General features: G+C 62.8%; 22 protein-coding genes. 10 read left to right on the forward strand and 12 right to left on the reverse strand.

The genetic code is table 11. The features are described 5' to 3' along the window. The first annotated feature begins 61 nt into the window (after nucleotides 1-61). The 3 genes from hslO (at nucleotide 62) to BLS27_RS09635 (ending at nucleotide 3,296) form a co-directional block, all read left to right on the forward strand. Nucleotides 62-961 carry an Hsp33 family molecular chaperone HslO gene (gene hslO / locus BLS27_RS09625; RefSeq protein ID WP_043208307.1) on the forward strand — a complete coding sequence of 300 codons (900 nt, stop codon included), beginning with the start codon at nucleotides 62-64 and terminating at the stop codon, nucleotides 959-961. Nucleotides 962-1,140: 179 nt separating this feature from the next. Beyond that, on the forward strand, nucleotides 1,141-2,682 hold the full coding sequence (locus tag BLS27_RS09630) for a phosphoenolpyruvate carboxykinase (protein ID WP_043208309.1): 1,542 nt from the start codon (nucleotides 1,141-1,143) through the stop codon (nucleotides 2,680-2,682). A gap of 179 nt (nucleotides 2,683-2,861) precedes the next feature. Continuing rightward, nucleotides 2,862-3,296, forward strand: a complete 435-nt coding sequence (locus BLS27_RS09635) for an acyl-CoA thioesterase (protein ID WP_043208311.1) — start codon at nucleotides 2,862-2,864, stop codon at nucleotides 3,294-3,296. 66 nt (nucleotides 3,297-3,362) lie between these two features. On the opposite strand, the gene BLS27_RS09640 is transcribed toward BLS27_RS09635, so the two are convergent. Further along, on the reverse strand, nucleotides 3,363-3,845 hold the full coding sequence (locus BLS27_RS09640; protein ID WP_043208314.1) for a glycine zipper domain-containing protein: 483 nt from the start codon (nucleotides 3,843-3,845) through the stop codon (nucleotides 3,363-3,365). Between the two features lie 246 nt (nucleotides 3,846-4,091). Next, nucleotides 4,092-4,931 (reverse strand): formate dehydrogenase accessory sulfurtransferase FdhD, encoded by an 840-nt coding sequence (gene fdhD, locus BLS27_RS09645; RefSeq protein WP_043208317.1) that lies wholly within the window; start codon nucleotides 4,929-4,931, stop codon nucleotides 4,092-4,094. Between the two features lie 173 nt (nucleotides 4,932-5,104). Between fdhD and lysM the strand changes: the two genes are divergently transcribed. Then, a complete protein-coding gene (lysM, locus tag BLS27_RS09650) occupies nucleotides 5,105-5,545 on the forward strand; it encodes a peptidoglycan-binding protein LysM (RefSeq protein ID WP_043208319.1) in 441 nt (146 codons plus the stop codon). A 78-nt stretch (nucleotides 5,546-5,623) separates the two neighbouring features. Here lysM and yrfG read toward each other — a convergent pair whose 3' ends face one another. Then, nucleotides 5,624-6,286: a GMP/IMP nucleotidase gene (gene yrfG / locus BLS27_RS09655; protein ID WP_043208322.1), complete on the reverse strand. Its 663-nt coding sequence runs from the start codon at nucleotides 6,284-6,286 to the stop codon at nucleotides 5,624-5,626. 64 nt (nucleotides 6,287-6,350) lie between these two features. On the opposite strand from yrfG, the gene nudE reads away from it, so the two are divergent. Together nudE and cysQ are read left to right on the forward strand one after the other, a co-directional pair. Continuing rightward, complete coding sequence (gene nudE / locus BLS27_RS09660) at nucleotides 6,351-6,917, forward strand: ADP compounds hydrolase NudE (RefSeq protein ID WP_043208324.1); 567 nt, start codon at nucleotides 6,351-6,353, stop codon at nucleotides 6,915-6,917. Next, complete coding sequence (cysQ, locus tag BLS27_RS09665; RefSeq protein WP_043208327.1) at nucleotides 6,914-7,747, forward strand: 3'(2'),5'-bisphosphate nucleotidase CysQ; 834 nt, start codon at nucleotides 6,914-6,916, stop codon at nucleotides 7,745-7,747. The genes nudE and cysQ overlap by 4 nt, the downstream gene beginning before the upstream one ends. Before the next feature lie 39 nt (nucleotides 7,748-7,786). On the opposite strand, the gene BLS27_RS09670 is transcribed toward cysQ, so the two are convergent. From BLS27_RS09670 to rfbB, 7 genes are read right to left on the reverse strand one after another with little or no spacing between them, the layout of a single operon-like run. Next, entirely contained in the window at nucleotides 7,787-8,242 is a 456-nt protein-coding gene (locus BLS27_RS09670; RefSeq protein WP_043208329.1) for a thioesterase domain-containing protein, read from the reverse strand. After that, nucleotides 8,239-9,648 (reverse strand): sigma-54-dependent transcriptional regulator, encoded by a 1,410-nt coding sequence (locus tag BLS27_RS09675; RefSeq protein ID WP_090344342.1) that lies wholly within the window; start codon nucleotides 9,646-9,648, stop codon nucleotides 8,239-8,241. The genes BLS27_RS09670 and BLS27_RS09675 overlap by 4 nt, the downstream gene beginning before the upstream one ends. Then, complete coding sequence (locus BLS27_RS09680) at nucleotides 9,645-11,459, reverse strand: sensor histidine kinase (protein ID WP_090344345.1); 1,815 nt, start codon at nucleotides 11,457-11,459, stop codon at nucleotides 9,645-9,647. The genes BLS27_RS09675 and BLS27_RS09680 overlap by 4 nt, the downstream gene beginning before the upstream one ends. Nucleotides 11,460-11,496: 37 nt before the next feature. After that, nucleotides 11,497-12,357 carry a dTDP-4-dehydrorhamnose reductase gene (rfbD, locus tag BLS27_RS09685; protein ID WP_043208367.1) on the reverse strand — a complete coding sequence of 287 codons (861 nt, stop codon included), beginning with the start codon at nucleotides 12,355-12,357 and terminating at the stop codon, nucleotides 11,497-11,499. A 5-nt stretch (nucleotides 12,358-12,362) separates the two neighbouring features. Further along, nucleotides 12,363-12,908 (reverse strand): dTDP-4-dehydrorhamnose 3,5-epimerase, encoded by a 546-nt coding sequence (gene rfbC, locus BLS27_RS09690; protein ID WP_043208335.1) that lies wholly within the window; start codon nucleotides 12,906-12,908, stop codon nucleotides 12,363-12,365. Next, the gene (rfbA, locus tag BLS27_RS09695; RefSeq protein ID WP_090344348.1) at nucleotides 12,905-13,780 is read right to left on the reverse strand and encodes a glucose-1-phosphate thymidylyltransferase RfbA; all 876 of its coding nucleotides are present in this window, start codon (nucleotides 13,778-13,780) and stop codon (nucleotides 12,905-12,907) included. Before rfbA ends, rfbC begins: the two co-directional genes overlap by 4 nt. After that, nucleotides 13,777-14,859: a dTDP-glucose 4,6-dehydratase gene (gene rfbB, locus BLS27_RS09700; protein ID WP_090344350.1), complete on the reverse strand. Its 1,083-nt coding sequence runs from the start codon at nucleotides 14,857-14,859 to the stop codon at nucleotides 13,777-13,779. The genes rfbA and rfbB overlap by 4 nt, the downstream gene beginning before the upstream one ends. A gap of 215 nt (nucleotides 14,860-15,074) precedes the next feature. On the opposite strand from rfbB, the gene BLS27_RS09705 reads away from it, so the two are divergent. The 3 genes from BLS27_RS09705 to BLS27_RS09715 all read left to right on the forward strand — a co-directional run bounded on the left by BLS27_RS09705 (nucleotide 15,075) and on the right by BLS27_RS09715 (nucleotide 19,658). Continuing rightward, nucleotides 15,075-17,975 carry an aminotransferase gene (locus BLS27_RS09705; RefSeq protein WP_090344353.1) on the forward strand — a complete coding sequence of 967 codons (2,901 nt, stop codon included), beginning with the start codon at nucleotides 15,075-15,077 and terminating at the stop codon, nucleotides 17,973-17,975. Nucleotides 17,976-18,171: 196 nt separating this feature from the next. Further along, nucleotides 18,172-19,278 carry an agmatine deiminase gene (gene aguA / locus BLS27_RS09710; protein WP_043208342.1) on the forward strand — a complete coding sequence of 369 codons (1,107 nt, stop codon included), beginning with the start codon at nucleotides 18,172-18,174 and terminating at the stop codon, nucleotides 19,276-19,278. Nucleotides 19,279-19,460: 182 nt separating this feature from the next. Next, nucleotides 19,461-19,658 carry a hypothetical protein gene (locus BLS27_RS09715; RefSeq protein ID WP_090344356.1) on the forward strand — a complete coding sequence of 66 codons (198 nt, stop codon included), beginning with the start codon at nucleotides 19,461-19,463 and terminating at the stop codon, nucleotides 19,656-19,658. A 96-nt stretch (nucleotides 19,659-19,754) separates the two neighbouring features. Here BLS27_RS09715 and BLS27_RS09720 read toward each other — a convergent pair whose 3' ends face one another. Then, nucleotides 19,755-21,842, reverse strand: a complete 2,088-nt coding sequence (locus tag BLS27_RS09720; protein ID WP_090344359.1) for a TonB-dependent receptor — start codon at nucleotides 21,840-21,842, stop codon at nucleotides 19,755-19,757. A gap of 484 nt (nucleotides 21,843-22,326) precedes the next feature. Here BLS27_RS09720 and BLS27_RS09725 point away from each other — a divergent pair, with 484 nt between their 5' ends. Continuing rightward, nucleotides 22,327-23,613, forward strand: a complete 1,287-nt coding sequence (locus BLS27_RS09725; RefSeq protein WP_043208349.1) for an OprD family porin — start codon at nucleotides 22,327-22,329, stop codon at nucleotides 23,611-23,613. Nucleotides 23,614-23,643: 30 nt separating this feature from the next. Here the strand turns inward: BLS27_RS09725 and BLS27_RS09730 are convergent, their stop codons facing one another. Beyond that, the gene (locus BLS27_RS09730) at nucleotides 23,644-25,308 is read right to left on the reverse strand and encodes an FMN-binding glutamate synthase family protein (protein WP_090344362.1); all 1,665 of its coding nucleotides are present in this window, start codon (nucleotides 25,306-25,308) and stop codon (nucleotides 23,644-23,646) included. Between the last annotated feature and the right edge of the window lie 26 nt (nucleotides 25,309-25,334).

The raw sequence follows: 25,334 nt of genomic DNA on the forward strand, positions 1-25,334 counted from the left end.
TGCCACGGGAGTCGTAATTCCCTGTAACCATTTTGTCATCATTTTTAGATAGCCAAAACCTATGAGCGATTTGCCGGATACCGACTTCACCCAGCGTTTCATCTTCGACGACCGCGATATCCGCGGCGAGTGGGTGGCGCTCGAGCAGAGCTATGCCGACGTGCTGGCCCGTCATCCTTACCCTCAGCCGGTCGCCGTGCTGCTGGGTGAACTGATGGCGGCGACCGCGTTACTCGTGGGCGCACTCAAGTTCGATGGCCTGCTGGTGCTTCAGGCGCGCTCCCAGGGGCCGATTCCGCTGTTGATGGTCGAGTGCTCCAGCGATCGCGATATCCGCGGCATGGCGCGCTACGAGGCGGACCAGATCCCGGCCGACGCGACCCTGGCCCAGCTGATGCCTGACGGTCACCTGACCTTGACCATCGATCCGGTCAAGGGCCAGCGTTACCAGGGCACCGTGGACCTCGATGGCGCCAACCTGTCGGAGTGCTTCACCAATTATTTCGTCCAGTCCCAGCAGCTCAACACGCGCTTCTGGCTCGACGCCAAGGGTGGCAAGGCCCGTGGCCTGCTGCTGCAGCAGCTGCCGGTCGATCGCCAGCGCGACGAAGAAGAGCGCGAGGGCAGCTGGCAGCATGTCGTGGCCCTGGCAGGCACCCTCAAGCCTGAGGAGTGGTCTCTGGACAACGAAACCCTGCTGCACCGCCTCTACCATGAGGACGCCGTGCGTCTGTTCGACATCGAGCCCCTGCGCTTCCATTGCAGCTGCTCGCGCGAGCGTTCCGGCAATGCATTGGTGAGCCTTGGAGAAGAGGATGCCAAGGCATTGGTGGAAGAGTGTGGTGGCAAGGTCGAGATCGATTGCCAGTTCTGCAACGAGCGCTATTTCTTCGACGCGAGCGATGTGGCGCAATTATTTGCAGGTGGTGGCACCGAGGCACCGTCAGATACTCAGCACTGAAACGGTTCACTACAGGAGAAACTCCTGTCGAATTGCGCAAAAGCGCAGTTCTGACAGGAGGGGCCTACTTTTTTTGGGCTTTTCTGGCATAATCCGGCCACTTTTTTCGCTGTAGTAGTTTGAAATAGACAACTACAAAACGTTTGGAGCACTCGGCCTTGGGCCGGATGGGGTATCTCATGACGCAAGCCAACAACACCGTGTACACCGACCTGACCGTCGATGAGCTGGTAAAAGAAGCGCTGTCCCGCGGTGAAGGCGAGCTGGCCGATACTGGCGCACTGGTTGTGAAAACCGGTCATCGTACCGGCCGTTCGCCGGCTGACCGTTTCATCGTCGACGAGCCCAGCACCTCCGGTGCCATTGCCTGGGGGCCGATCAACCGCAAGTTCCCGGCTGACAAGTTCGATGCTCTGTGGGCTCGCGTCGAGGCGTTCAACAACGCCCAAGAGCACTTCGTTTCCCACGTTCACGTAGGCGCTGCCGCCGAGCACTACCTGGCGGTCAAGATGACCACCCAGACTGCCTGGCAGAACCTGTTCGGCCGTTGCCTGTTCATCAATCCGGCCCAGTACAACCCGGCCGGTCGTGAAGAGTGGCAAGTGCTCAACGTCGCCAATTTCGAATGCGTTCCAGAGCGTGACGGCACCAACTCCGATGGTTGCGTGATCATCAACTTCGCCCAGAAGAAAGTGCTGATCGCTGGCATGCGTTACGCCGGCGAAATGAAAAAAGCCATGTTCTCTGTGCAGAACTTCCTGCTGCCAGCTGCCGACGTTCTTCCGATGCACTGCGCCGCCAACATCGGCGAAGCAGGTGATGTGACCCTGTTCTTCGGTCTGTCCGGCACCGGCAAGACCACCCTGTCGGCCGACGAGAGCCGTTACCTGATCGGTGACGACGAGCACGGTTGGGGCGAAGGCGTTGTCTTCAACATCGAAGGCGGCTGCTACGCCAAGTGCATCGACCTGTCCGAGAAGAACGAGCCGGTCATCTGGAAAGCCATCAAGCATGGCGCGGTGCTGGAAAACGTCGTTCTCGACGACGCCAAGCACGCCGACTACGCCGATGGCAGCCTGACCCAGAACAGCCGCGCCGCCTACCCGTTGGAGCACGTCGAGAAGCGTTCCGAGAAGAACCTGGGCGGCGAGCCGAACGCGGTCATCTTCCTGACCTGCGACCTGACTGGCGTTCTGCCTCCGGTTTCGATCCTGAACAATGAGCAGGCGGCCTACCACTTCCTGTCCGGCTACACCGCGCTGGTTGGTTCCACCGAGATGGGTTCGGGCGGCGGCATCAAGTCCACCTTCTCCACCTGCTTCGGCGCTCCGTTCTTCCCACGTCCGGCTGGTGAGTACGCTGAACTGCTGATCAAACGCATCAAAGGCTTCGGCTCCAAGGTCTACCTGGTCAACACCGGCTGGACCGGTGGTGGCTATGGCGTTGGCAAGCGTTTCAGCATCCCGACCACCCGTGCCGTGATCGCTGCGATCCAGAGCGGTGCCTTGATCGGTGCCGAGACCGAGCACCTGGACATCATCAACCTGGATGTGCCGAAGGCCGTTCCGGGCGTCGAAACCGTCCTGCTCAACCCACGCAACACCTGGGCTGACTCGGCTGCCTACGACGAGGCCGCCAAAGGCCTGGCCAATCTGTTCATCGAGAACTTCAAGAAGTTCGACGTCTCCGAGGCCATCAAGGCCGCTGGCCCGCAGCTGTAAGCACGCGAGCACGGACGAAAAAGCCGCCCCTCGGGGCGGCTTTTTTGTTTCTGGTCCTGAGCCGATGGTATGGTCACTGGAGCAATCGAGGGCTTGTCCGGTGATTGGGCTGCTGGGCAGCCCAACTGCTCCTAATGACGGCCGCAACCTCCACTCGCGTAACCAAGCCTGGGTAACCTATGACCGAATCCCCTCAGCGCAGCCATTTCAACCACTTCCATCCTATCCTCACCCGCCCCCACGACAACGACATCAATGGTCATATTGCCGGCGCGACGGTGCATGGCTACTTCGAGACGGCCATCCAGGCGTTTCTCGTCGAGCAGGCCGAGCTGGACTTGCGCGAGGGTGAACTGGTGGGCGTGGTGATCAGCTCGGCGGCGCAGTTCTATGCCTTGCCAGGGTTTCCCGATGTGCTCGAAGTGGGGTTGGGCGTGGTGCGCCTGGCAGGTAGCACGGTGGAGTACCACCTGGCGCTGTTCCGTCCAGGCGAGCCGCAAGCCTGTGCGGCGGGGACGGTGGTGCAGGTCTTCGTGGAGCGTGCCTCCGGCAACCCGGTGACCTTCCCCGACGCCCTGCAGGCGTCCCTGGCGGGCTTGCAGTTCAACGGCTGAGCCGCAAAGTCGACACCAACGAAAAGGCCCTGCCGGTCAGGGCAGGGCCTTTGCTTGACTGAATGATCAGTCGTCGTAACGCCAGTGGCGTTTGTGCTTGCGATGGCCGTAGTGATGGCCACGGTCCCAGTGACGGCGGCCGTCGTAGTCACGACGGTAGCGGCGGTCGTGACGATCGTCATCGTCGGCCTTGTTGCCCAAGTAGTTACCCAGGGCACCACCGGCACCACCACCTGCGGCTGCACCGATATGGCTACCGGTAGTGCCGCCCATCGAGCGACCGATTACGTTACCGCCGGCCGCGCCCAGTGCGCCACCGATGGCGGCCTCACCGCGCTGACGCTTGTCGGCACCCAGGGCACCGCCGGCCGCACCGCCCAGGCCGGCACCGATGGCGCCGCCGGTGCTACCACCGATGGAGTTACCTACTACGGAGCCGAGTACCCCACCCAATGCGCCGCCAATGCCGGCCTCGGTATTGCCACCGGCCATGGCAACGCCGCTGAGCAAGCTGAAAGACAACAACAGAATCGAGGAGTACTTCTTCATCGAGAGAGCCTCATAGGGATGACGAGGCGAATTTGAGGCTCGGCGAGGCGGCTGGCAATGGAAATCCGACGAGTAGCACGACTTGTACACAATTCTCTAACTTCTTGTTTTTTAGGTGAAACTTTCTCAAATTTTGCTTGTCTGAAGCTACTTGAGACAAAGCCCTGGCCGTTGCGCACAGGGCCTTTTTTTATGGCTGTTCGCCAGCTTTCGAACAGAGGGGGGAGGCCGCGGTCTCGGGCGCGTTCATCCCTGCGACTGCTGCGCCACAGGGCTGTATACCCGTGGTGCGCTGTGTTTGGGCAAGTGGATGAGATTGAGATTGTGCTTACGCGCCCATTGCAGGGCCAGGCCGGTCGGTGCCGAGAGGCTGACCAAGGTCTGGATGCCGGCACGCAGGACTTTCTGGATCAGTTCGAGGCTGCAACGGCTGGTGACGATGGCCAGGCCACCCTCAGTATCGATGCGTTGGCGCAGCAGCGCGCCGATCAGCTTGTCCAGCGCGTTGTGGCGCCCGATGTCCTCACGGCCTAGTAGCAGCTCGCCGTCACGGTCCATGAACAGCGCCGCATGCACCGCGCCGCAGTGCTGCCCCAGGGGCTGGAAGGCATCGATGCGCTGGCGCAGCCCGGCCAACCAGTGCGCAGGAGGCAGGGGCGCACCGGGCAGCGTGGCCAGCTCGGGTAGCGCCTGCTCCAGGGCTTCGACGCCGCACAGACCGCAGCCGCTGGTGCCGGCTAGCTGACGGCGCTGGTTCTTCAGATTCCAGAAGGCGCGGCTGGAAATTTCCAGGTCGGCGTAGAGCGCCGAGCCACTGCCGGAGAGCTTCACGTCATAGATTTCGTCGGTGCTGGCGACGATACCGCTGCCGACGCTGAACCCGACGGCGAAGTCTTCCAGATGGGTAGGGCTGACCAGCATCACCGCCTGGTTCAGACCGTTGTAGACGATGGCCAGAGCCACCTCTTCGGCGAGCGGCGTGCTGTCGCGCACCTCGTCGGTGAGTTGTACGTAGTCGTAGGTATTACTGGCGGCAGGCAAGGCAAGAGGCATGGACGCCGCACAGACTGGGGGTTTGCTGTTCATCAGAGCGGATTACCGGCGGCTTGTTACCTGCACAAGCCTAGGCTTGCAGGCGGGCGACGTCTAGTCGCTAGGTTCTATCCCCTGATAGAGGACGTCGATTGGCTTGGCGAGGCGGATTGGCCAAGTCTGTCCTAGACTCCTGCTTCCCATGTTTGATCATCAAGGAGAGCGACATGAGCCTGTTCAGTTTCGTGAAGGAAGCCGGTGAAAAACTGATCGACTTGCTGACGCCCGGAAACGCCAACGCCGAGGCGCAGCTCAAGAAGCACGTCGAATCCGTCGGCTTGGGTAACCCGAACATCTCCGCCACCGTCCAGGGCGATACGATCGTGCTCAAGGGCGAGGTGGCGAGCCAGGAAGAAAAGGAAAAGATCATCCTGGCGGCGGGCAACATCGATGGCGTGGCATCAGTGGACGACCAGATCACCGTCACAGGGCCCGTGGCCCAGGCGGCACGCTTCGTCACGGTCAAGAAAGGCGATACCCTGAGCGCCATCGCCAAGGCCGAATATGGCGATGCCAACAAGTACAACAAGATCTTCGAGGCCAACAAGCCGATGCTCAAGCATCCGGACAAGATCTATCCGGGACAGGTGCTGCGCATTCCTGACTGATTGCCTGTTGTCCCGATGCGCGGATGAGCCCGCTCCCGTGTGATCGTCGTGGGAGCGGGTTCATCCGCGACTGCATGCTCACAGACCTTCCAGCAGTTGCCGGTAATCCTCCACCGCGGCGAACTCCTGAGTATCACGCGGTCCCGCCTTGCTGTCGGGCTGGCGCACGGCCAGCAAATGCTCCACGCCGAAGCGTCGCGCACTGCGCAAGATCGCCAGGGTGTCGTCGATGAACAGGCTGCGCGCAGGATCGAAGCCGATGTCCGCCTGCAGGGCGTCCCAGAACTGCGGGCTTTCCTTGGGAAATCCGTAGTCGTGGGAACTGATCAGCCGCTCGAAATAGGGCGCCAGCTCCACACGCTCGAGCTTCAGTGACAGCGAGTCGCGATGGGCATTGGTGATCAGCACCACGCGTTTGCCGGCTTGGCGGATTGCGGCGAGGAAGGTATCGGCGTCCGGGCGCAGCGCAATCAGGTCGGCGATTTCCTGTTTGAGCTCGCGGATCGGCAGGTTCAGCTCGCGGCTCCAGAAATCCAGGCAGTACCAATTGAGAGTGCCTGCATTGCGCTCGAACAGCGGCTGCAGCTCAAGTTCGGCCATGGCCCGGCTGACACCGTGCAGCTCGGCGTAGCGCTGGGGCAGGTGCTCCAGCCAGAACTGGTTGTCGTAGTGCAGGTCGAGCAGGGTGCCATCCATGTCCAGCAGGACGGTATCGATGGCGGACCAAGGAAGAACGGGCATGGGAAACTCTCGTTAGGTCGGCAAGCCACGGTATAGTAACCCGTTCACGCCAAGGAGCCGCCCCATGCGCCAGAAACCCACCGTCCTCGCCCGCGAGATCGTCGCCAGCAGCCGTCTGTTCCGCGTCGAAGCCGTGCAGTTGCGTTTTTCCAACGGTACCGAGCGGACCTACGAACGCCTGGTCGGTCGCGGCAATGGCTACGGCGCGGTGATGGTGGTGGCCATGCTCGATGCCGAGCACGCGGTGCTGGTGGAAGAATACTGTGGTGGCACCGATGAGTATGAATTGTCCTTGCCCAAGGGCCTGATCGAGCCTGGCGAGGACGTGCTGGCCGCAGCCAACCGTGAGCTCAAGGAAGAAGCCGGCTTCGGCGCGCGCCAACTGGAGCATCTCACCGAGCTGTCCCTCTCGCCTGGCTACATGAGCCAGAAGATCCAGGTGGTACTCGCCACCGATCTCTACGAAGAACGTCTGGAAGGAGACGAGCCCGAGCCGATGCGCGTGGACAAGGTCAATTTGCGTGAACTGTCGGCGCTGGCCATGCATCCGCAATTCTCCGAAGGCCGGGCGCTCGCAGCGCTGTACCTGGCCCGCGACCTGATGATCCAGCGGGGGTTGCTCAGCGTATGAACGATCAGCAATTGATGGACGAAGTCGTGAAACTGGCCCGTCTGGCGGGTGAGGCGATCTTGCCATTCTGGCGCGCCGATGTGGCGGTGACGGCCAAGGCTGATGACTCGCCGGTGACCGCTGCCGACCTCGCCGCTCATCAGGTCATCGCGGACGGCTTGCAGGTGCTGGCCCCGCATATCCCGGTGCTGTCGGAGGAGGACTGCGAGATTCCGCTGGCCGAGCGCCAGGCCTGGCGCCGCTGGTGGTTGGTCGACCCGCTCGATGGCACCAAGGAGTTCATCGCCGGAAGCGAGGAGTTCACTGTCAACATCGCCTTGATTGAAGAGGGCGAAGTGGTGTTTGGTGTGGTGGCGATGCCGACCAATGGCCGCTGCTACTTCGGCGGCCGGGGACTGGGCGCGTGGCGCGCCGAGGTGAATGGTTCTGCCGAATCGATCCGGGTGCGTCGGCAACCGCCGGAGGGCGGGCGCTTCACGGTGGTCGCCAGCAAGCGACATTCCAGCCCTCAGCAGGAAGCGCTGTTGGGCGGGCTGGGCAGCGCCGTTGGCGAGCTTGAACTGGCCAATGTCGGCAGTTCGCTGAAATTCTGCCTGTTGGCCGAAGGGGCCGCGGATTGCTATCCGCGACTGGCGCCGACCTCCCAGTGGGATACCGCTGCTGCCCAGGGTGTGTTGGAAGGTGCCGGGGGCGAGGTCATCGGGCTGGATGGCCAGCCGTTCCGCTACCCGGCGCGTGAATCCCTGCTCAATGAATTCTTCCTGGCCTTGCCTGGCGCGGCTGCGTGGCGTCCGGCCTTGTTGCAATTGGCAGCGGCCATCGGTCGCTGAGTTCTTTAGGACTCAAGGCGTCCCCCGGCAGCGGCAAGCCTAGCGATGCAACACGTATTGTCCGCTGAACTTCACGGCGGGCTCATCGCTGCCCGCGTTGCAGACGATCGTCTCGAGGGTCAGGCGAGCCCGTCCGCGGCGCTGGTACATCGCCACGAAACGCTCCCAGGTCTTGTCTTCCGGTGCTTCGCAGCGTGCCACGGCCGTGTCGGTTACCGGCAGCGGGTAGCTGATCTGGCCTTCCTGGATGACGATATGCCCGTCATCGATTCCCAGCTCACGCAAGCGCAGGTGCAACCAGCCCCATCCTACCAGCACCGCACCGCAATACAGGCTGCCACCGAACATGGTGCTCTTGTGATTGACGTTGGGCGCCAACGGCAATTGCAGGCGCAGGCAGTGGTCCTCCCAGCCAATGACTTCCATGCCCATCTCCCGGGTCAGGGGAATGTCGCTGTGCAGTACGGACTGCAGGTACTGGCTGTCGGTAGTCATGGGCGGGTTTCCTCCTGATCGTCGTGTCCGCTGGCGCCGCCTTCGAAATTCAGGCCATGCTTGCGCAGCTTGTCGTGCAGAGTCTTGCGCGGGATGCCGAGGGCTTCGGCGAGGCTGCGCAGGGAGTTGTGGGGTTGGGCCAGCTCGGCGGCGATCAATGATCGCTCGAACTGTTCGACCTGTTCGCTGAGCGTGCCGCTGCGCTCAGCTTCGTGGCCTGTGTAAGTGCTGGGCGCCTGGCCGTCGAGGGCCAGTTCCAGACCCAGTGCGAAGCGCTCCGCAGCGTTCTGCAGCTCGCGCACGTTCCCTGGCCAGTCGTGACGCAGCAGCAGGGCACGCTGGGCCGGTTGCAGGCTGTGGGCCGGCAGGCCATGGCGTGCGCTGGCGGCATCGGCGAAGTGCTGGAACAGCACCAGGATATCGTCACCACGCTCGCGTAGCGGCGGGATGCGCAGCGGTGCCACATTCAGGCGGTAATACAGGTCGGCGCGAAAGCGCCCTTGGTCGGCGGCTTGGCGCAGGTCTTCCTTGGTGGCGGCGATGATGCGGATGTCCAATGGGATGAGCTGGTTGCCACCCAAGCGCTCCACCACCCGCTCCTGTAACAGGCGCAACAGCTTGACCTGCACATCCAGGCTCATGCTTTCGATTTCATCGAGGAACAACGTCCCACCATTGGCGAACTCGAACTTGCCGATGCGGCGCTTCTGCGCGCCGGTAAAGGCGCCGGGTTCATGGCCGAACAGCTCGCTCTCGACCACCGACTCGGCCAGGGCACCGGCGTTGATCGCCACGAAAGGCCCCTCGCGGCGGCTCGACAGGTCGTGCAGCGCACGGGCCACCACCTCTTTGCCGGCGCCGGTCTCGCCGAGGATCAGCACGTCCGCGCGGGTGGCGGCCAGGGCGCCGATCTGCTCGCGCAGGCGCTGTATGGCCGGCGACTGGCCAACCAGACGCGTGGACAGCTCCTGGCGGTCGCTCAGGGCCAGGCGCAGGCTACGGTTGTCCAGCACCAGACGGCGCAAGGCCAGGGCGCGACGTACGCTGTCGAGCAGGGCATCGCTGGCAAAGGGCTTTTCGAGAAAATCATAGGCCCCGGCGCGCATGGCCTGCACGGCCAGCGGCACATCGCCGTGGCCGGTGATCAGCAGCACCGGCAGGTCGCTGTCACGCCCATGCAGTTGCTCCAGCAGTTGCAGGCCATCGATGCCGGGCATGCGGATGTCACTGACCACCACGCCAGGCCAGTCCGCAGCGATGCGCTCGGCCAAGCCCTGGGCGTCGGCCAGCGTCACGACTTTCAGGCCGGCCAGGTCCAGGGTCTGCCCCAGGGCTTGGCGCAGGTGCGGGTCATCGTCCACCAGGATGACCTGGGTGCGGCTGTCGATGAGTGTCTCGGTCGTCATGCCGAGGGGTCCTCCGAAGGTTGCAGGTTCGCGCCGGGCGTGGCCACGCGCAGCTGCAGGGTGAGCAGTGCGCCGCCTTCCGGGTGGTTGCCGAGCAGCAGTTCGCCACCCAGGGCTCGCATCAGGCTTTCACAGATCGCCAGGCCCAAGCCCAGGCCTTGGGTGCGGGTCTTGGTGGTGAAGAAGGGTTCCTTGGCGTGCTCCAGGGCCTGGCTGCTGAAGCCTGGGCCGTTGTCGCGGATGTACAGGTAGACGTAGCCGTCGCGGGTTTCGGCACTGAGCCACAGCTTGCGCGGGTTGGCTTTCTCGGTCAGGGCGTCGAGGGCGTTGGCCAGCAGGTTGCCGAGCACCTGGCGCAGGCGGGTTTCGCCGGCCTGGACCCAGAGTGTGGCGTCGGGTAGGTCGCGGACCAGCTCCACGGCCATGGCCCGGCGGCGCTTGGCCAGCAACGCCAGGGCATCATCGAGCGCCGGTTGCAGGGCGACGCTTTCCGGGGCGTGGCGGTCGCGACGGGCGAATGCACGCAAGTGGGTGATGATCGAGGCCATGCGCCCGGTCAGCTCACCGATCAGCTTGAGGTTGCCACGGGCATCTTCGATGCGTTGATGATCGAGCAGGATCTCGGCGTTTTCGGCATAGCTGCGGATAGCGGCCAATGGCTGGTTGAGCTCATGGCTGATGCTGGCCGACATGGTGCCTAGCACCGACAGCTTGCCGGCCTGGACCAGCTCGTCCTGAGCGCGGACCAGCTCCTGTTGGGCCTGTTCTCGCTCAAGTACTTCCTTCTTCAGGCGGGTGTTGAGGCCTTCGAGGTCGGCGGTGCGCTCCATTACGCGCTTTTCCAGCTCCTGGCGGCCGCGGGCTTCGAAGTCGATACGGTCGATGTAGTGGCGTCGGCGCTGCATCACCAGGCCTGCCAGCAGCATCAGCACCAGCAAGGCGGCCGCACCGATGGCCATGACCGTCTGCACGGAGCGGTCGACCAGCGTGCGCGGGGCGAGGATGCTGACTTGCCAGCCGGTTTCCTTGATGCTGCGGGTCTGGATCAGCCAGGCAGCGGTGTCGAGGTTGAGCGGCTGCGGGGCCTGGGTCGGGTAGGGCTGGATGGCGATGATCGCCTCGCGCTCGGCGGCGGTCAGCGCCCGGGTGGCGCGAAAGCGCCAGTCAGGTCGCGAGGTCAGCACCACCACGCCATTCTGGTCGGTGAGCAGCAGTTGCTCTGGGGTGCGACCCCACAGGGTTTCGGTGTGGTCCAGGTCAACCTTGACGACCAGCACGCCGACGATCTTGTCCCGCTCGTGCACGGCAGCGGCGAAGAAATAGCCACGCTTGGCCGAGGTGGTGCCTTGGCCGAAGAATCTTCCCAGGCGCCCCTGCATGGCTTCGAGGAAGTACGGCCGGAAGGCGAAGTTGCGGCCCACGAAGCTGTCGTGTTTGTCCCAGTTGGAGGCGGCCAGGGTATTGCCGCTGACGTCCATGAGATACATGACCTCGGCGCCGGTTTGCTCGACGATCTCCTTGAGCAGGCGGTTGGCGTTGGTCACCGCTTCGGTCTTGAACGGGTCGTGGAGCGCACCGCGCAGGGCTGGCAGGTCGCCTAGGATCTGCGGCAAGGTCTCGTAGCGGTGCAGGGTGCCCAGCAGGTTGGCGACATAGAGGTCGAGGGTCTGGCGGTTTTGTGAGGCCAGTTCCTCCTGGTAGTAACGCTCGGCCAGGTGATGCAGCGGCCAGAGCAGCGGAGCCAGGCACAGGGCCAGCAGGGCGAGGCTGCGCCAGCGGGGACGGCGTGGAGGCGTGGAGGTCGAAATCATCAAGGGATGCGCCAGAAGGATCTGGCGCAATTATGCGCTACTTGAGGCAGTCGATCAGCGCTTGGTGCCAGTGCGGTTGTTGGACCTGCCACTCACGGGCCAGGCGCGAGCAGTCCAGGCGCGAGTTCAGCGGCCGGCGCGCAGGTGTCGGGTACTCGCTGGACGGGATCGGCAGCAACTCGGCGCAGGGCAGGCCTTGGGCACGCAGGTGTTCGGCAATGGCCTGGGCAAAGCCGAACCAGGACGTCTCGCCTTGCGCTGTCAGGTGGTAGAGGCCCCAGGCGCCGGCCTGGCCTGCCTGCCAACGCTCGATGAGTGCGCGGGTGCTGACGGCAAGGGTGCCGGCCCAGGTCGGCGCGCCGACTTGGTCGTCGACCACCCGCAGCTGCGGGCGCTCTTGCAGCAGGCGTTGCATGGTCAGCAGGAAGTTGCGCCCATGCCGCGAGTAGATCCAGCTGGTGCGCAGGATCAGGTGCTCGCCGCCCACCGCGCTGATGGCCTGTTCGCCAGCCAGCTTGCTGCGCCCATAGACGCCCAGCGGGTTGGGTGTGTCCGCCTCGGTGTAGGGAGTGGGCTTGTCGCCGTCGAAGACATAATCGGTGGAGTAGTGGATCAGCGGCACGCCAAGTCGCGCTGCTTGCTCGGCCAACACGCGCGGGCCTTCGGCGTTGATGGCGAACGCCAGCTCCGGCTCGCTCTCGGCCTGGTCCACTGCGGTGTGGGCGGCGGCGTTGATGATCAGGTCGGGGGCCAATCGGCGCAGCGGTTCACGCAGTTGCTCGGGATTGGCCAGGTCGAGCTGGTCGCGTCCGAGCAGCAGTACCTCGCCCAGGTCGGTCAACTGCGGGCGCAAGGCTTGGGCGAGTTGGCCGTTATGGCCACAAACGAGGATCTTCAATGGTTTCATGGCAGCAGGTCGAGCTCGCTGAACAGCTTGCCAAGCTGGTCCTTGGCCGACAGCTGCGGCGGCGCCTGCAGTTGCCAGTCGATGTTCAGGGTCGGGTCGTCCCAGCGGATGCAGCGCTCGGCTGCGGGGTTGTAGTAGTCGGTGGTCTTGTAGAGGAACTCGGTTTCTTCACTCAGTACCACGAATCCATGGGCGAACCCTGGCGGCACCCACATCTGGCGGAAGTTCTCGGCCGACAGGCGCGCGGCGACCCAGCGGCCGCAGGTCGGGGAACTGCGACGTACGTCGACGGCCACGTCCAGGACCTCGCCGCGCACCACGCGCACGAGTTTGCCCTGGGTATTCTCGACCTGATAATGCAGGCCGCGCAGCACGCCTTTGCGCGAATAGGAGTGGCTGTCCTGGACGAAGGTGATGTCCAGGCCGGTGTGAGCGGCGAAATCCCTGGCGTTGAAGCTCTCGAGGAAAAAACCCCGGCTGTCGCCGAACACCTTGGGTTCGATGATCAGCACGTCGGGGATGTCGGTGTGGATGATGTTCATGCGGGCTCTTCGGCGATTTTGCTCAGGTACTGACCGTAACCAGTCTTCTTCAGTTCGTTTGCCTTGGCCAGCAGCTGCTCGCGGGTGATCCAGCCTTTCTGGTAGGCGATTTCTTCCAGGCAGGCAACTTTAAGGCCTTGGCGGTTCTCGATGGTCTGCACGTACTGCGAGGCTTCCAGCAGGGTCTCGTGGGTTCCGGTGTCCAGCCAGGCGAAGCCACGACCGAAACGCTCCACGCGCAGGTCGCCGCGTTTGAGGTAGGCATTGTTGACGTCGGTGATCTCCAACTCGCCACGAGGGGAGGGGCGCAGGCCCTTGGCGATCTCGATCACGTCGTTGTCGTAGAAATACAAGCCGGTGACGGCATAGCTGGACTTGGGCTCGGCAGGCTTTTCCTCGATCGAGAGTGCTCGACCTTGCTCGTCGAAATCGACCACACCGAAGCGCTCCGGGTCCTTGACCCAGTAACCGAACACCGTCGCGCCCGTGGGATGGCTGGCCGCACGGGTCAGCTGCTCGGTGAAGCTTTGACCGTGGAAGATGTTGTCGCCCAGGATCAGGCACACCGGATCGTTGCCAATGAACTGCTCGCCAATCAGGAAGGCCTGGGCCAAACCGTCGGGGGAGGGTTGCTCGGCGTAGCTGATACGCAGGCCGAACTGGCTGCCGTCGCCGAACAACTGACGATACTGTGGCAGGTCCCGGGGGGTGGAGATCAGCAAGATGTCACGGATGCCGGCCAGCATCAGCACCGAGACCGGGTAGTAGATCATCGGTTTGTCGTAGATGGGCAGCAGCTGCTTGGAAACGCCAAGCGTGATGGGATGCAGGCGGGTGCCGGAGCCCCCCGCCAGGACGATGCCTTTGCTCATGCGATCAGGTCCTTGAAATTGGAATGTCCCAGGCGCTCACCCTGGTAGCTGCCATCCTGGACATGGCGGCACCACTGGAGGTTGTCCAGATACCACTGTACGGTCTTGCGCAGTCCGCTCTCGAACGTCTCTTCCGGCACCCAGCCCAGCTCCCGCTCGATCTTGCTGGCGTCGATGGCATAACGCAGGTCGTGGCCTGGGCGGTCGTGGACGAAGGTGATGAGGTCAGTGTAGCGGGCCACGCCCGCCGGATGTTCAGGCGCCAGTTCCTCGAGCAGCGCGCAGATGGCGTGCACGACATCGATGTTCTTCTGCTCATTGTGGCCACCGATGTTATAGGTCTCGCCGACCTGGCCTTCGGTCACCACCTTGAGCAGGGCACGGGCGTGGTCGTCGACGTACAGCCAGTCGCGCACCTGCTGGCCATCGCCGTACACCGGCAGCGGTTTGCCGGCGAGGGCGCTGAGGATCATCAGTGGGATGAGCTTCTCGGGGAAGTGGTACGGGCCGTAGTTGTTCGAGCAGTTGGTAACCAGCACAGGCAGCCCGTAGGTCCGGTGCCAGGCGCGTACCAGATGATCGGACGCTGCCTTGCTTGCCGAATAGGGCGAGCTTGGCGCGTAGGGCGTGGTCTCGGTGAACAGGTCGTGTGCACCATGCAGGTCGCCGTAGACCTCATCAGTAGAGATGTGGTGGAAGCGAAACGCCGCGCGTGCCTGCGATGGCAGGCGGCTCCACCAGGCACGGGTGGCTTCGAGCAGGGTGTAGGTGCCGACGATGTTGGTCTGGATGAACTCCGCCGGGCCATCGATGGAGCGGTCCACGTGGGATTCGGCGGCCAGGTGCATGATCGAGTGGGGCTGGAAACGCTCCAGCACGGCGCTGACCGTGGGCGCATCGGCGATATCGGCCTGGACGAGTTCGTAGCGGGTATTGCTGGCGATGCGTTGCAGCGACTCCAGGTTGCCGGCGTAGGTGAGTTTGTCGAGGTTCAGGACCTCGTGCTCGGTATTGTCGATCAGGTGGCGGATCAGGGCAGAGCCAATGAAACCGGCGCCACCGGTGACGAGAATTCGCATCTGAAAGAACCTCTGGGTCTGAAGGAAGCTCCAGTGGAGCTTAGCGTGTCGGCCGGGTCGCTGCGGTCTGGCCCTTTGTTCGTGCGGCGGCATTGTCCGGCAAAGCCGGACAGTTTGGAACTGCCTTGCTGTAACCAAGGCTTTTATCGCCAGCCTCTTGTATATCGGCAGCAGCAGTGGCGATATAAGCGACAAAAAAACCGAGGTTCCACTCCATGCCCTTGAGCACCCTGATCCAGCGTTCCCGCCAGCCCAACCCTTCGCTGAGCGAAGCCCAGGCCCATGCCCTGCTGCGCGCGCACTACGACCTGGACGGACCCTTGCAGCCGTTGGGCAGTCAGCAGGACCTGAACCTGCTGCTCGACAGCGAACAAGGCCGCTTCGTGCTCAAGGCCTGCCACGCCAGCTATGCGCAGGTGGAGCTCGAAGCGCAGCACGCGGCACTCGCCTACCTGCGGGAGCAAGGCTTGCCAGTGCCGGCCGTGCGTCGGGCAGGCGATGGCCAGGATCTTTTAGCGGTGGACATCGATGGCCAGTCTTTGCGGGTGCGCCTGCTCGACTACATCGAGGGCCAGCCACTGACGCGTCTCAAACACATGGAGCCGCGCCTGATCGCTGAACTGGGCCAGCTGTGCGCGCGTGTCGACCGGGCATTGGCCGATTTCGATCATCCCGGCCTCGAGCGCACCCTGCAGTGGGACCCGCGCCACGCTAAGGCACTGATCGAGCATTTGCTGCCGGTACTGCAAGACCCGTCCCGTCGAGCCCGTGTGCAGCAACTCACCGGGCTGGCCGCCGAACGCTTGCAGCCGTTGGCCGATGACCTGCCGGCCCAGGCCGTGCACCTGGACATCACCGATGACAATGCGGTCTGGGCGCGTGATGCCGGGCGCCAGTGGCAATTGCAGGGCGTCATCGACTTCGGCGATCTGGTGCGTACCTGGCGTATCGCCGACTTGTCCGTGACCTGTGCTGCCCTGCTGCACCACGCCGAAGGCGACCCGCTGCGTATCCTGCCGGCGATCCAGGCGTACCAGGCGATCAATCCGCTGCAGGAGGCCGAGCTGCGAGCCTTGTGGCCATTGGTGCTGATGCGCGCGGCCGTGCTGGTGCTCAGCAGCGAACAGCAGTTGCAGGTAGAGCCTGGCAACCAGTACATCCTCGACAACATCGCCCATGAGTGGGAAATCTTCGACACCGCCAGCGCCGTGCCTTTTGCCCTGATGGAGGCTGCGATTCTCCAGGCCGCAGGGCACGCCCTGGCACCGCTGACCCTTTCGGACTGTGCGCCGCTGATGCCGACCTTGACCGACGAGGCGGTGGCGCGCATCGACCTGGGCGTGCTCAGCCCTCATTGCGAAGCCGGTAATTGGGAGCAGCCCGGTTTCGACCAGCGGCTGCTGACCGGGCAGGCCGGGCCGGCGTGCACCCTGCACGGGCAGTACCGGTTGTCACAGACGCACATCGATCGTCCCGAGGAGCCCGCCACCTGCGCTTTGGGTGTGGAACTGAACGTGCCCGCCGGTACCGCGTTGCAGGCACCGCAGGCAGGTGTCTGGGAGCGCACCGGCGAGGGCCGTGGTCGGCTGCGCACACCCGACTGGAGCCTATGGCTGGCAGGGCTGGAAGAAGCGCCGCAGGACGGCCAGGCATTGGCCAAGGGGCAGACCCTGGGGCTGACCTGCGGCTTCCTGAGCGTCCAGTTGAGCCGGGATCACCAACATCAGCCGCCGTTCTTCGCCAAACCATCCCATGCCCAGGCATGGTTGGCGGTGTGCCCGTCCCCCCGTGCCTTGCTGGGCTTCGATTGCGACGCCGAGCCCTTGGTCGACGCCCAGGCCCTGCTGGCTCGCCGTGACGCCAGCTTTGCCCGCTCGCAGAAGCACTACTACGCGCAGCCACCCCATATCGAGCGGGGCTGGCGCAACTACTTGATCGACATGCAGGGCCGCTCCTACCTGGACATGCTCAATAACGTCGCAGTGCTGGGCCATGGGCATCCGCGCATGGCCGCCGAGTCGGCGCGCCAGTGGTCGCTGGTCAACACCAACTCGCGCTTTCACTATGCGGCGATAGCCGAGTTCTCGGAGCGACTGCTGGCGTTGGCGCCGGAAGGCTTCGACCGGGTGTTCCTGGTCAACAGCGGCACCGAGGCCAACGACCTGGCCATCCGCCTGGCCTGGGCCTACAGCGGTGGGCGCGATTTGCTCAGTGTGCTGGAGGCCTATCACGGCTGGTCGGTGGCTACCGACGCCATTTCCACCTCCATCGCCGACAACCCGCAGGCGCTGGAAACCCGGCCGGACTGGGTGCATCCGGTGGAGGCACCGAACACTTTCCGCGGACGTTTCCGTGGGCCGGACAGCGCACCTGATTACCTGCAGGATGTCGACGCCAAGCTGGCCGATCTCGATGCCCGGGGGCGGCAGCTGGCCGGATTCATCTGCGAGCCGGTATACGGCAATGCCGGGGGGATCTCGCTGCCGGCGGGCTACCTGCGCGAGGCCTACGCGAAGGTCCGTGCCCGGGGCGGGGTGTGCATCGCTGACGAGGTGCAGGTCGGCTATGGTCGCCTCGGCGAATACTTCTGGGGCTTCGAGGAGCAGGGCGTGGTGCCGGACATCATCACCATGGCCAAGGGCATGGGTAACGGTCAGCCACTGGGCGCGGTGATTACCCGGCGGGAGATTGCCGAGGCCCTGGAGGCTGAGGGTTACTTCTTCTCATCGGCCGGTGGTAGCCCAGTCAGTTGCCGGATCGGCATGGCAGTGCTGGATGTCATGCAGGAGGAAGGCCTTTGGGAGAACACCCGCGAGGTGGGCCGTTACTTCAAGGCGCGCCTGGAGGCATTGGTCGATAAACATCCACTTGCGGGGGCTGCCCACGGCTCCGGGTTCTACCTGGGTCTTGAACTGGTGCGCGATCGCCAGACGCTGGAGCCTGCCACCGAAGAGACCATGACCTTGTGCAATCGCCTGCGCGATCTGGGCATCTTCATGCAGCCCACCGGGGACTACCTGAATATCCTCAAGATCAAGCCGCCCATGTGCACCACCCGGGCGAGCGTGGATTACTTCGTCGACAGCGTGGACCGCATTCTGTCCGAAGCGCTTTAAGTCGAGGTCATCGAGCCACCTGAGTCGATTGTTATCGGCTCAGGTGGCTTTTTTATGACCAAATAATTTGTCGTTCAGCTTTTAAGTTCGATTTTTATCGAGTATATAATGGTGTAAGCACGGCCGCTTCTGAGTAAGCTGCCCTCTTTATCAATGACCTGGCGCAGTCGGCGCCGGGCCCTCGCAGAGGTTACCGATGAAAACCCTCAACTCGACCCCGCGTGCCGACGGTTTCCATATGCCCGCCGAATGGGCGCCGCAAACCCAGGTCTGGATGGTCTGGCCAGAGCGCCCGGACAACTGGCGCCTGGGCGGCAAGCCGGCGCAAGCTGCGCATGTGACGCTTGCCAAGGCCATCGCCCGCTTCGAGCCGGTTACCGTCGCCGTCTCTGCCGGCCAGTACGAGAACGCCCGTCGTCAGCTCGATGTCCCCAACATCCGCGTGGTGGAAATCAGCAACGACGACGCCTGGGTGCGTGACACCGGCCCGACCTTCGTCATCAACGACCATGGCGAAGTGCGGGGTGTGGACTGGGGCTTCAATGCCTGGGGCGGCTTCGACGGCGGCCTGTACGCGCCCTGGAACCGTGACGAGGAACTGGCGGCCAAGGTCCTGGAAATGGAGCGCTGCCAGCGTTACCACACCGAGGGCTTCGTACTCGAAGGCGGTTCGATCCATGTGGACGGTGAAGGTACGCTCATCACCACCGAAGAGTGCCTGCTCAACCGCAACCGCAACCCGCACCTCAATCGCGAGCAGATCGAAGACATTCTGCGTGAGCATCTGGCCGTCGAAACCATCATCTGGCTGCCGGACGGGCTGTACAACGACGAGACCGACGGGCACGTCGACAACTTCTGCTGTTACGTCAGCCCAGGCGAAGTGTTACTGGCCTGGACCGATGATTCCAACGACCCCAACTATGCGCGTTGCCACGCCGCATACGAGGTATTGAAAAACAGCCGCGATGCCAAAGGCCGTGAATTCGTCGTGCACAAAATGCCGATCCCGGGCCCGCTGTACGCCACTGAGCAAGAGTGCGCAGGCGTCGACCATGTGGCTGGCAGCCAGGAGCGTGACCCGTCCGTGCGTCTGGCCGGCTCCTATGTCAACTTCCTGATCGTCAATGGCGGCATCATCGCCCCGAGCTTCGATGACCCCGCTGATGCCCAGGCCAGAGCGATCCTGGCCAAGGTCTTCCCGGACCACGAAGTCGTCATGATTCCAGGCCGTGAGCTGCTTCTGGGTGGCGGCAACATCCACTGCCTGACCCAGCAACAGCCGGCGCCGGTCAAGCGCTAAACCCCCGATCACAAAAAAGCCCGTCCATTGACGGGCTTTTTTGTGGCTGCCGATTACCGGAGGGGGGCGATGGCATATGTCTTGTATTGTTTTTCAGGTGTTTCAGTCAGATAGCAGCTTTGCTGTTCTGTAATAAAACCAACGTAAGTTAGCCGCTCACGGCACCTGGAGTACGTGTGGACATGAATGCAGCAAGTGAGTCGGCTATGCCTTCCTCGGTGATGGACCACGAATCGCTCAAGATTCTGGCCCAATGGTTGAAAAGCCATGGAGGCTATCGCTTCAAGGCGGACGATCCACGGCGTCTACTGGATGGGCGATATCCGCAGGGCCTGATCAGCGAGGCTGAGCTGGAAGCGTTGATGGCCGTCTGGCACTGATTGGGTGCACGCTCGCCCAAACGAAAACGCCACCGTGTTTATCGCGGTGGCGTTTTTTTTCGGCCTTGGCTGGCCTGACGAGATCGGATACCTGAATCAGAAGCTGTAGGTACCGGTCACCACCAGGCTGCGTGGATCACCGAACTGGATTTGGCTGGCACTGGTGGCCGAGCTGTAGTAGGTCTTGTCGGTGAGGTTGCTCAAGGCCGCGCGCACATCCCAATCGTGGGTGCGGTAGCCCGCCAGCGCATCCCAGCGGCCATAGCCGGGCAGCTTGACGGTGTTCTGGTTGTCGGCGAATCGATCGCCTACCAGCGTCAGGCCGGTTTCGGCGTACCAGCCGAGCTCTGGTTTCCAGGTGACGAAGAGGCTGCCGTTGCGTTTGGCCACATCGTTGATGCGGTTGCCTTGCTGGCCATTGTTGTCCTTGACGATGGTCGCATCCTGCAGCCCCATGCCGCCGCGCACGTACCAGTTGCCGGTGACATTGCCCATGACAGTCAATTCGATGCCTCTTGAGCGCTGCTCGCCGCTGAGCTGGATGAGCTCGGGGTTGTTCGGGTCGCGGGTACGGCGGTTGTACAGCTCCAGCTCGTAGAGGGCGAGAGTGGTGCTCAGGCGTTCGTCGAACCAATCGCTCTTGACCCCGATCTCCTTCTGCCGAGTGAGCTCAGGGCCTGCATCGTTGCCATTGCCCGGAGCGCCAGGTGTGATGCCGATCAGGCCTCCACCGACCGGTGAGAAGGTCTTGCTCCAGGACGCATAGAACGAGTGCTCGCGCCATGGGGAATAGACCACGCCCACGCGCGGGCTGGTGCTGGTGCTCTCTTGGGTTTCCGTGAGGTTCTTCACTTTGCTCGTAGTCTGCACCTCGAAGCGATCGAAGCGCACGCCTGCCAGCAGTTGCCATTGATCGTTCAGGCGTATCTGGTCCTGCACATAGAGGCCAGCGCTTTCCACGCGGGTGTGGTTGTTACTCGATACCTTCAGCGCACCGGTGTGCTGGTGTTGCCCACTGGAGCCTCCCAGCGGTACGGAAGGCACGCCGACCCCTTGATGCAACAACGAATTGCGGCGCTGTTCGCCCAGCTCCAGGCCCACCAGTAGGGTGTGCTCGAGATCGAAGGTTTGCAGATGACCTTCGGTCTCGAAGGTATTGAATAGATTGCGAGTGCTCAGGTCCTGCTGCCAGCGCTGGCGACTCACCAGGCCGGTGGAAGGGATGTAGCCGGTGAGGTAGGTGTTGTCGAAGTCGCTCTCCAAATTGAAAAGGCTGAACGTATGGCGCAGCTGCCACTGGTCATTGAGCTCGTAGTTCAGGCGCGAGCGCAGCGACTGGGCACGGTCATCGATGAAGTCGCGCTGGGTATCACCGTAGGTGGTATGACGGCTGACATCGGCGGGGCGCCCGGTCTGCGGATCGCCAGGAATGCCGCGGTCGGGGGTGCGGTTGTAGCGGCTGTATTCGTATTGCACCAGCCAGTTCAGCTGCGGGGTCAGCTGCCAGCTCATGGACGGTGCGAACAGTTGGCGGCTGCCGTCGATGCCGTCGCGGAAACTGTTGTTGTCGGCATTACCGAGGTTCAGGCGCAGGCTGAGGGTATCGGTCGGGTCAGCGCTCAGATCGGCATACAGGCTGCGCAGGTCTTCGCTACCGCCCTGGGCCTCGATGCTCGAGCGCCGGCCGTGCTCCGGGGCCTTGCTGACCCGGTTGACGATACCGCCCTGGCTGCCACGGCCATAGAGAACCGCCGCTGGCCCCTTGAGTACTTCGACCCGTTCGATGTTGTGCAGGTCGCGCACGTATTGGCTGTCATCGCGTACGCCGTCCAGATAGAAGTCGTTGCTGGCGTCGAAGCCACGGATGCGCAAGCTGTCGAAGCGGGTATCGGCACCATTGCTGACGTTGGGAATGCCCTCCAGTGCCTTGCCCAGGCTGAAGCTGCCGTAGTCGAGGACGTTGTGGGTCTTCACCGTGTCGATGGCCTGTGGCACGTAGCGAACCGGGGTAGATGTGCGGGTTGCCGTGCTGACTTCGTGAACCCGAGGATTGTCGTCTTCGCGCTCGCGGTCGGCGGTGACCGAGAGCTCCGGCAGGGTGGTGGTGGCGGCGCTGGCCAGGCTTGCTCCAAGCAGTAGCGACAGGCCAAAGGATAAAGAGGGAAGGTGGGAGGGTACCGACATTGAGAATCCGCAAAACAATAAATGAAAATTGAGTGCGAATGATAACGAGTGCTATTAGTGGTCGCTTGGGTAATTTGTAAGGTGTTGTCTTTACAGGTGTTTCTATTTGTAAAAAATACTCAACCCACTTTCGGGGCTACCGCGAGCGTTGGAAGCGCAAGATGGCAACACAGGGCGGGCCTGCGCCATAGGGAAAAAACCTAATGCTGTGCGGATTTCTCCAGAAATTCACGGGTTGTTGTCGTGAATCTGGTTATAAGCATCTGCCTTTCACGATTTTTTGACATCTCGAATCAGCCGGGGCTAGGATTCGCCCAACGCCTGCTGGCCATGACTTGGCCATGCTGTTGTACAAAGCCCGCTGCATGTCACATGACGGGCTTTTTTCAGTTTTGGATCCGCATAGCGTCGAACCTACGAAGGGGCGTTGGTTCCTGGCGTCAGGTTGCAGAGCGTTTAAAAATTCAGAAATAAGGAAAACAAGATGTTGAAAACCAGGATCAGCCTGGTCGCTCTGGCGATGATCGCCGCGACCCAGGCCCAGGCCAACGACCAGGCCGAAAGCAAGGGCTTCGTTGAAGACAGCCAGCTGAACGTCTTGCTGCGCAATGCCTACATGAACCGCGACTACAAGGACGGCAACAAGGACAAATCCGAGTGGGGCCAGGCGGCGATCGGTACTTTCTCGTCCGGTTTCACCCAAGGCACCGTGGGCGTTGGTGTTGATGCATTCGGTCTGTACGCAGTGCGCCTGGATGGCGGCAAGGGCCACTCCGGCGCGCAAGGGATCGACTTCTTCAAGAAAGGCGACAGCGGCAACGCTGCCGATGACCTCTCCAAGGGTGGCGCAGCGGTCAAGTTCCGTGTCTCCAACACTGTACTGAAGTACGGTGACCAGATGCCTACGCTGCCTGTTCTGAACTACGACAACGCGCGTCTGCTCCCGGAAAGCTACACCGGTACCCTGATCACCTCCAAGGAGATCAAAGGTCTTGAGCTCAATGCCGGTCGCTTCACTGCTGAATCGCGCAAAAGCGCCGAAGGTCGTGACAGCGGTGGCCTGAAGTCGATCAACGTGTTGGGCGGTAGCTACAAGTTCACCGACCAGTTCACTGCTGCGCTGTATGCCTCCGATGTCGAAGACGTGCTGAAGAAGCAATACGTGGGCGCCAACTACGTATTCCCGATCAGCAAGGATCAGTCCTTGACCCTGGACTTCAACGGCTACCGCACCAAGCTGGACAACTCCTATGTCCGCGAAAACGGTATCACCGGCGACGACAACAAGATCTGGAGCCTGGCAGCGACCTTCGCCACCGGTCCGCACTCGTTCACCTTGGCCCATCAGCGCTCGACCGGCGACAGCAACCTGGGTTACGCCTACGGCGGTTACCAGAAAGACCAACGCCGCGTAGGCGATGGCGGCAGCACCATCTTCCTGGCCAACTCCTACTGGTCCGACTTCAACGCCGAAGACGAGCGCAGCTGGCAGCTGGGCTACGGTCTTGATTTCACCGCCTTCGGTGTTCCAGGCCTGACCTACAACGTTGCGTACGTTCGTGGCGATAACATCACCACTTCGACCAGCACCGGCGGTACCGAGCGCGAGATCTTCAACCAGCTCAAGTACGTGGTACAGAGCGGTGCAGCCAAGGACCTGAGCGTCAAACTGCGCAGCTCCATCCTGCGTGTCTCGCAGAAATCCAGCGAGTACAACATCAGCGGTAACGAAGTCCGCGTCTTCGTCGAGTACCCGATCAACGTCTTCTGATCCCGTACTCGCGTCCCGAACAGCCCTGGCTCATGCCGGGGCTGTTTCTTTTCGGCGTACCGCTGCCATTGGCGCAACGCTGTCTGCGGTTTGCGGCGCGAAGCTGTCGCTGCGGGCCATCCGCCACATCCGCGCATAGAACTCGTTCTCGATCGAGCCGCTGAGCAATTCGCCGGGCTTGAGGAACTGGTGCAACTGGGAAAACAGGCTGATCTCGCTCGGGCTGATACGCCTTGCCAGGTGTTTGGGTTTGAGCTGCGAAGGATGCTCCAGGCCTGCCGCCGCAAGCATCTCGGCCAAGGCATGCAGGGTATTGCGATGAAAGCTCGCCACCCGTTCGGCTTTTTCCGGCACCACCAGGGCGCGCTGGCGCAGCGGATCCTGGGTGGCCACGCCGGTAGGGCACTTGTTGGTGTGGCAACTCTGCGACTGGATGCAGCCAATGGCGAACATGAAACCCCGTGCCGAGTTGACCCAGTCAGCACCGATGGCCAGCGTACTGGCGATATCGAAGGCACTGACGATCTTGCCGGCTGCACCGATACGCACGCGGTCACGCAGGTTCAGGCCGACCAGTGTGTTGTGCACGAACATCAGCCCTTCACGCATGGGTACGCCCATGTTGTCGCTGAACTCCCGCGGTGCGGCACCGGTGCCACCTTCCTTGCCGTCGACGACGATGAAGTCGGGCGTGATCCCGGTGGCCAGCATGGCCTTGGCGATGGCCATGAACTCCCAGGGATGGCCCAGGCAGAACTTGAAGCCCACCGGCTTGCCGCCAGACAGCTCACGCAGGCGGGCGATGAAATGCAGCAGCTCCAGCGGCGTGTGGAAGGCACTGTGCGCGGCTGGCGAAATGCAGTCCTCGCCGACCCGCACACCACGGGTGGCGGCAATCTCGACACTGACCTTGTGCCCAGGCAGGATGCCGCCATGACCGGGCTTGGCGCCTTGGCTTAGCTTGAGTTCGATCATCTTCACCTGGGGATCGCGCGCCTGTTCGGCAAAACGCACCGGGTCGAAGCGGCCCTCTTCGGTACGGCAGCCAAAGTAGCCGCTGCCGATTTCCCAGATCAGGTCACCACCGTGTTCGCGGTGGTAAGGGCTGATGCTGCCTTCGCCGGTGTCGTGGGCGAAGCGGCCCAGGCGCGCGCCCTTGTTCAAGGCGCCGATGGCATTGGCGCTGAGCGCGCCGAAGCTCATGGCCGAGATGTTGAAGATCGACGCCGAATACGGCTGCCGGCAGTGCGGGCCACCGATGTCGATGCGAAACGACGCCGGGTCGGGCGTCTGCACCGGTACCATCGAATGGCTGATGAATTCGAAGCCAGGCTTGTAGGCATCGTTGAGTGTGCCGAAGGCCTTCTCGGCGCTCTCGTTCTTGGCGCGGGCATAGACCAGTGAGCGCTGCGAGCGGGAGAACGGCAGCTTGTCGTCGTCGCCCTCGATCAGGTACTGGCGGATCTCCGGCCGAATGGTCTCGATCAGGTAACGGATGTTGCCCAGGATCGGGTAGTTGCGGCGCACGGCATGATGGCTCTGGCGCAGGTCATTGAGACCGACCAGGCTGAGCAGGGCAGTGAGCAGGGTGAGCGGCCAGAGCCAGCTGTGTTGGGCAAGAAATGGAATGCTGGCGAAGGTGAACAACAGGCAGGCGGCCAGACAGGCGTAGCGGGTGGGGAGCGCGTCTTTCATGGGTCCATCGCTGACAGGATGACCCG

Origin of the sequence: Pseudomonas guariconensis (genome assembly GCF_900102675.1) — a bacterium.
Classification (GTDB): domain Bacteria; phylum Pseudomonadota; class Gammaproteobacteria; order Pseudomonadales; family Pseudomonadaceae; genus Aquipseudomonas; species Aquipseudomonas guariconensis.

Excerpts from the sequence above, each read along its gene's own strand:
- BLS27_RS09635 (WP_043208311.1), top strand. The coding sequence starts at position 2,862 with ATGACCGAATCCCCTCAGCGCAGCCATTTCAACCACTTCCATCCTATC.
- BLS27_RS09725 (WP_043208349.1), top strand. The coding sequence starts at position 22,327 with ATGTTGAAAACCAGGATCAGCCTGGTCGCTCTGGCGATGATCGCCGCG.
- BLS27_RS09720 (WP_090344359.1), bottom strand. The coding sequence starts at position 21,842 with ATGTCGGTACCCTCCCACCTTCCCTCTTTATCCTTTGGCCTGTCGCTA.
- BLS27_RS09715 (WP_090344356.1), top strand. The coding sequence starts at position 19,461 with ATGAATGCAGCAAGTGAGTCGGCTATGCCTTCCTCGGTGATGGACCAC.
- BLS27_RS09680 (WP_090344345.1), bottom strand. The coding sequence starts at position 11,459 with ATGATTTCGACCTCCACGCCTCCACGCCGTCCCCGCTGGCGCAGCCTC.
- BLS27_RS09675 (WP_090344342.1), bottom strand. The coding sequence starts at position 9,648 with ATGACGACCGAGACACTCATCGACAGCCGCACCCAGGTCATCCTGGTG.
- fdhD (WP_043208317.1), bottom strand. The coding sequence starts at position 4,931 with ATGAACAGCAAACCCCCAGTCTGTGCGGCGTCCATGCCTCTTGCCTTG.
- BLS27_RS09630 (WP_043208309.1), top strand. The coding sequence starts at position 1,141 with ATGACGCAAGCCAACAACACCGTGTACACCGACCTGACCGTCGATGAG.
- hslO (WP_043208307.1), top strand. The coding sequence starts at position 62 with ATGAGCGATTTGCCGGATACCGACTTCACCCAGCGTTTCATCTTCGAC.
- aguA (WP_043208342.1), top strand. The coding sequence starts at position 18,172 with ATGAAAACCCTCAACTCGACCCCGCGTGCCGACGGTTTCCATATGCCC.
- rfbB (WP_090344350.1), bottom strand. The coding sequence starts at position 14,859 with ATGCGAATTCTCGTCACCGGTGGCGCCGGTTTCATTGGCTCTGCCCTG.
- BLS27_RS09705 (WP_090344353.1), top strand. The coding sequence starts at position 15,075 with ATGCCCTTGAGCACCCTGATCCAGCGTTCCCGCCAGCCCAACCCTTCG.
- nudE (WP_043208324.1), top strand. The coding sequence starts at position 6,351 with ATGCGCCAGAAACCCACCGTCCTCGCCCGCGAGATCGTCGCCAGCAGC.
- BLS27_RS09640 (WP_043208314.1), bottom strand. The coding sequence starts at position 3,845 with ATGAAGAAGTACTCCTCGATTCTGTTGTTGTCTTTCAGCTTGCTCAGC.
- rfbA (WP_090344348.1), bottom strand. The coding sequence starts at position 13,780 with ATGAGCAAAGGCATCGTCCTGGCGGGGGGCTCCGGCACCCGCCTGCAT.
- lysM (WP_043208319.1), top strand. The coding sequence starts at position 5,105 with ATGAGCCTGTTCAGTTTCGTGAAGGAAGCCGGTGAAAAACTGATCGAC.
- yrfG (WP_043208322.1), bottom strand. The coding sequence starts at position 6,286 with ATGCCCGTTCTTCCTTGGTCCGCCATCGATACCGTCCTGCTGGACATG.
- BLS27_RS09670 (WP_043208329.1), bottom strand. The coding sequence starts at position 8,242 with ATGACTACCGACAGCCAGTACCTGCAGTCCGTACTGCACAGCGACATT.
- cysQ (WP_043208327.1), top strand. The coding sequence starts at position 6,914 with ATGAACGATCAGCAATTGATGGACGAAGTCGTGAAACTGGCCCGTCTG.
- rfbC (WP_043208335.1), bottom strand. The coding sequence starts at position 12,908 with ATGAACATCATCCACACCGACATCCCCGACGTGCTGATCATCGAACCC.
- BLS27_RS09730 (WP_090344362.1), bottom strand. The coding sequence starts at position 25,308 with ATGAAAGACGCGCTCCCCACCCGCTACGCCTGTCTGGCCGCCTGCCTG.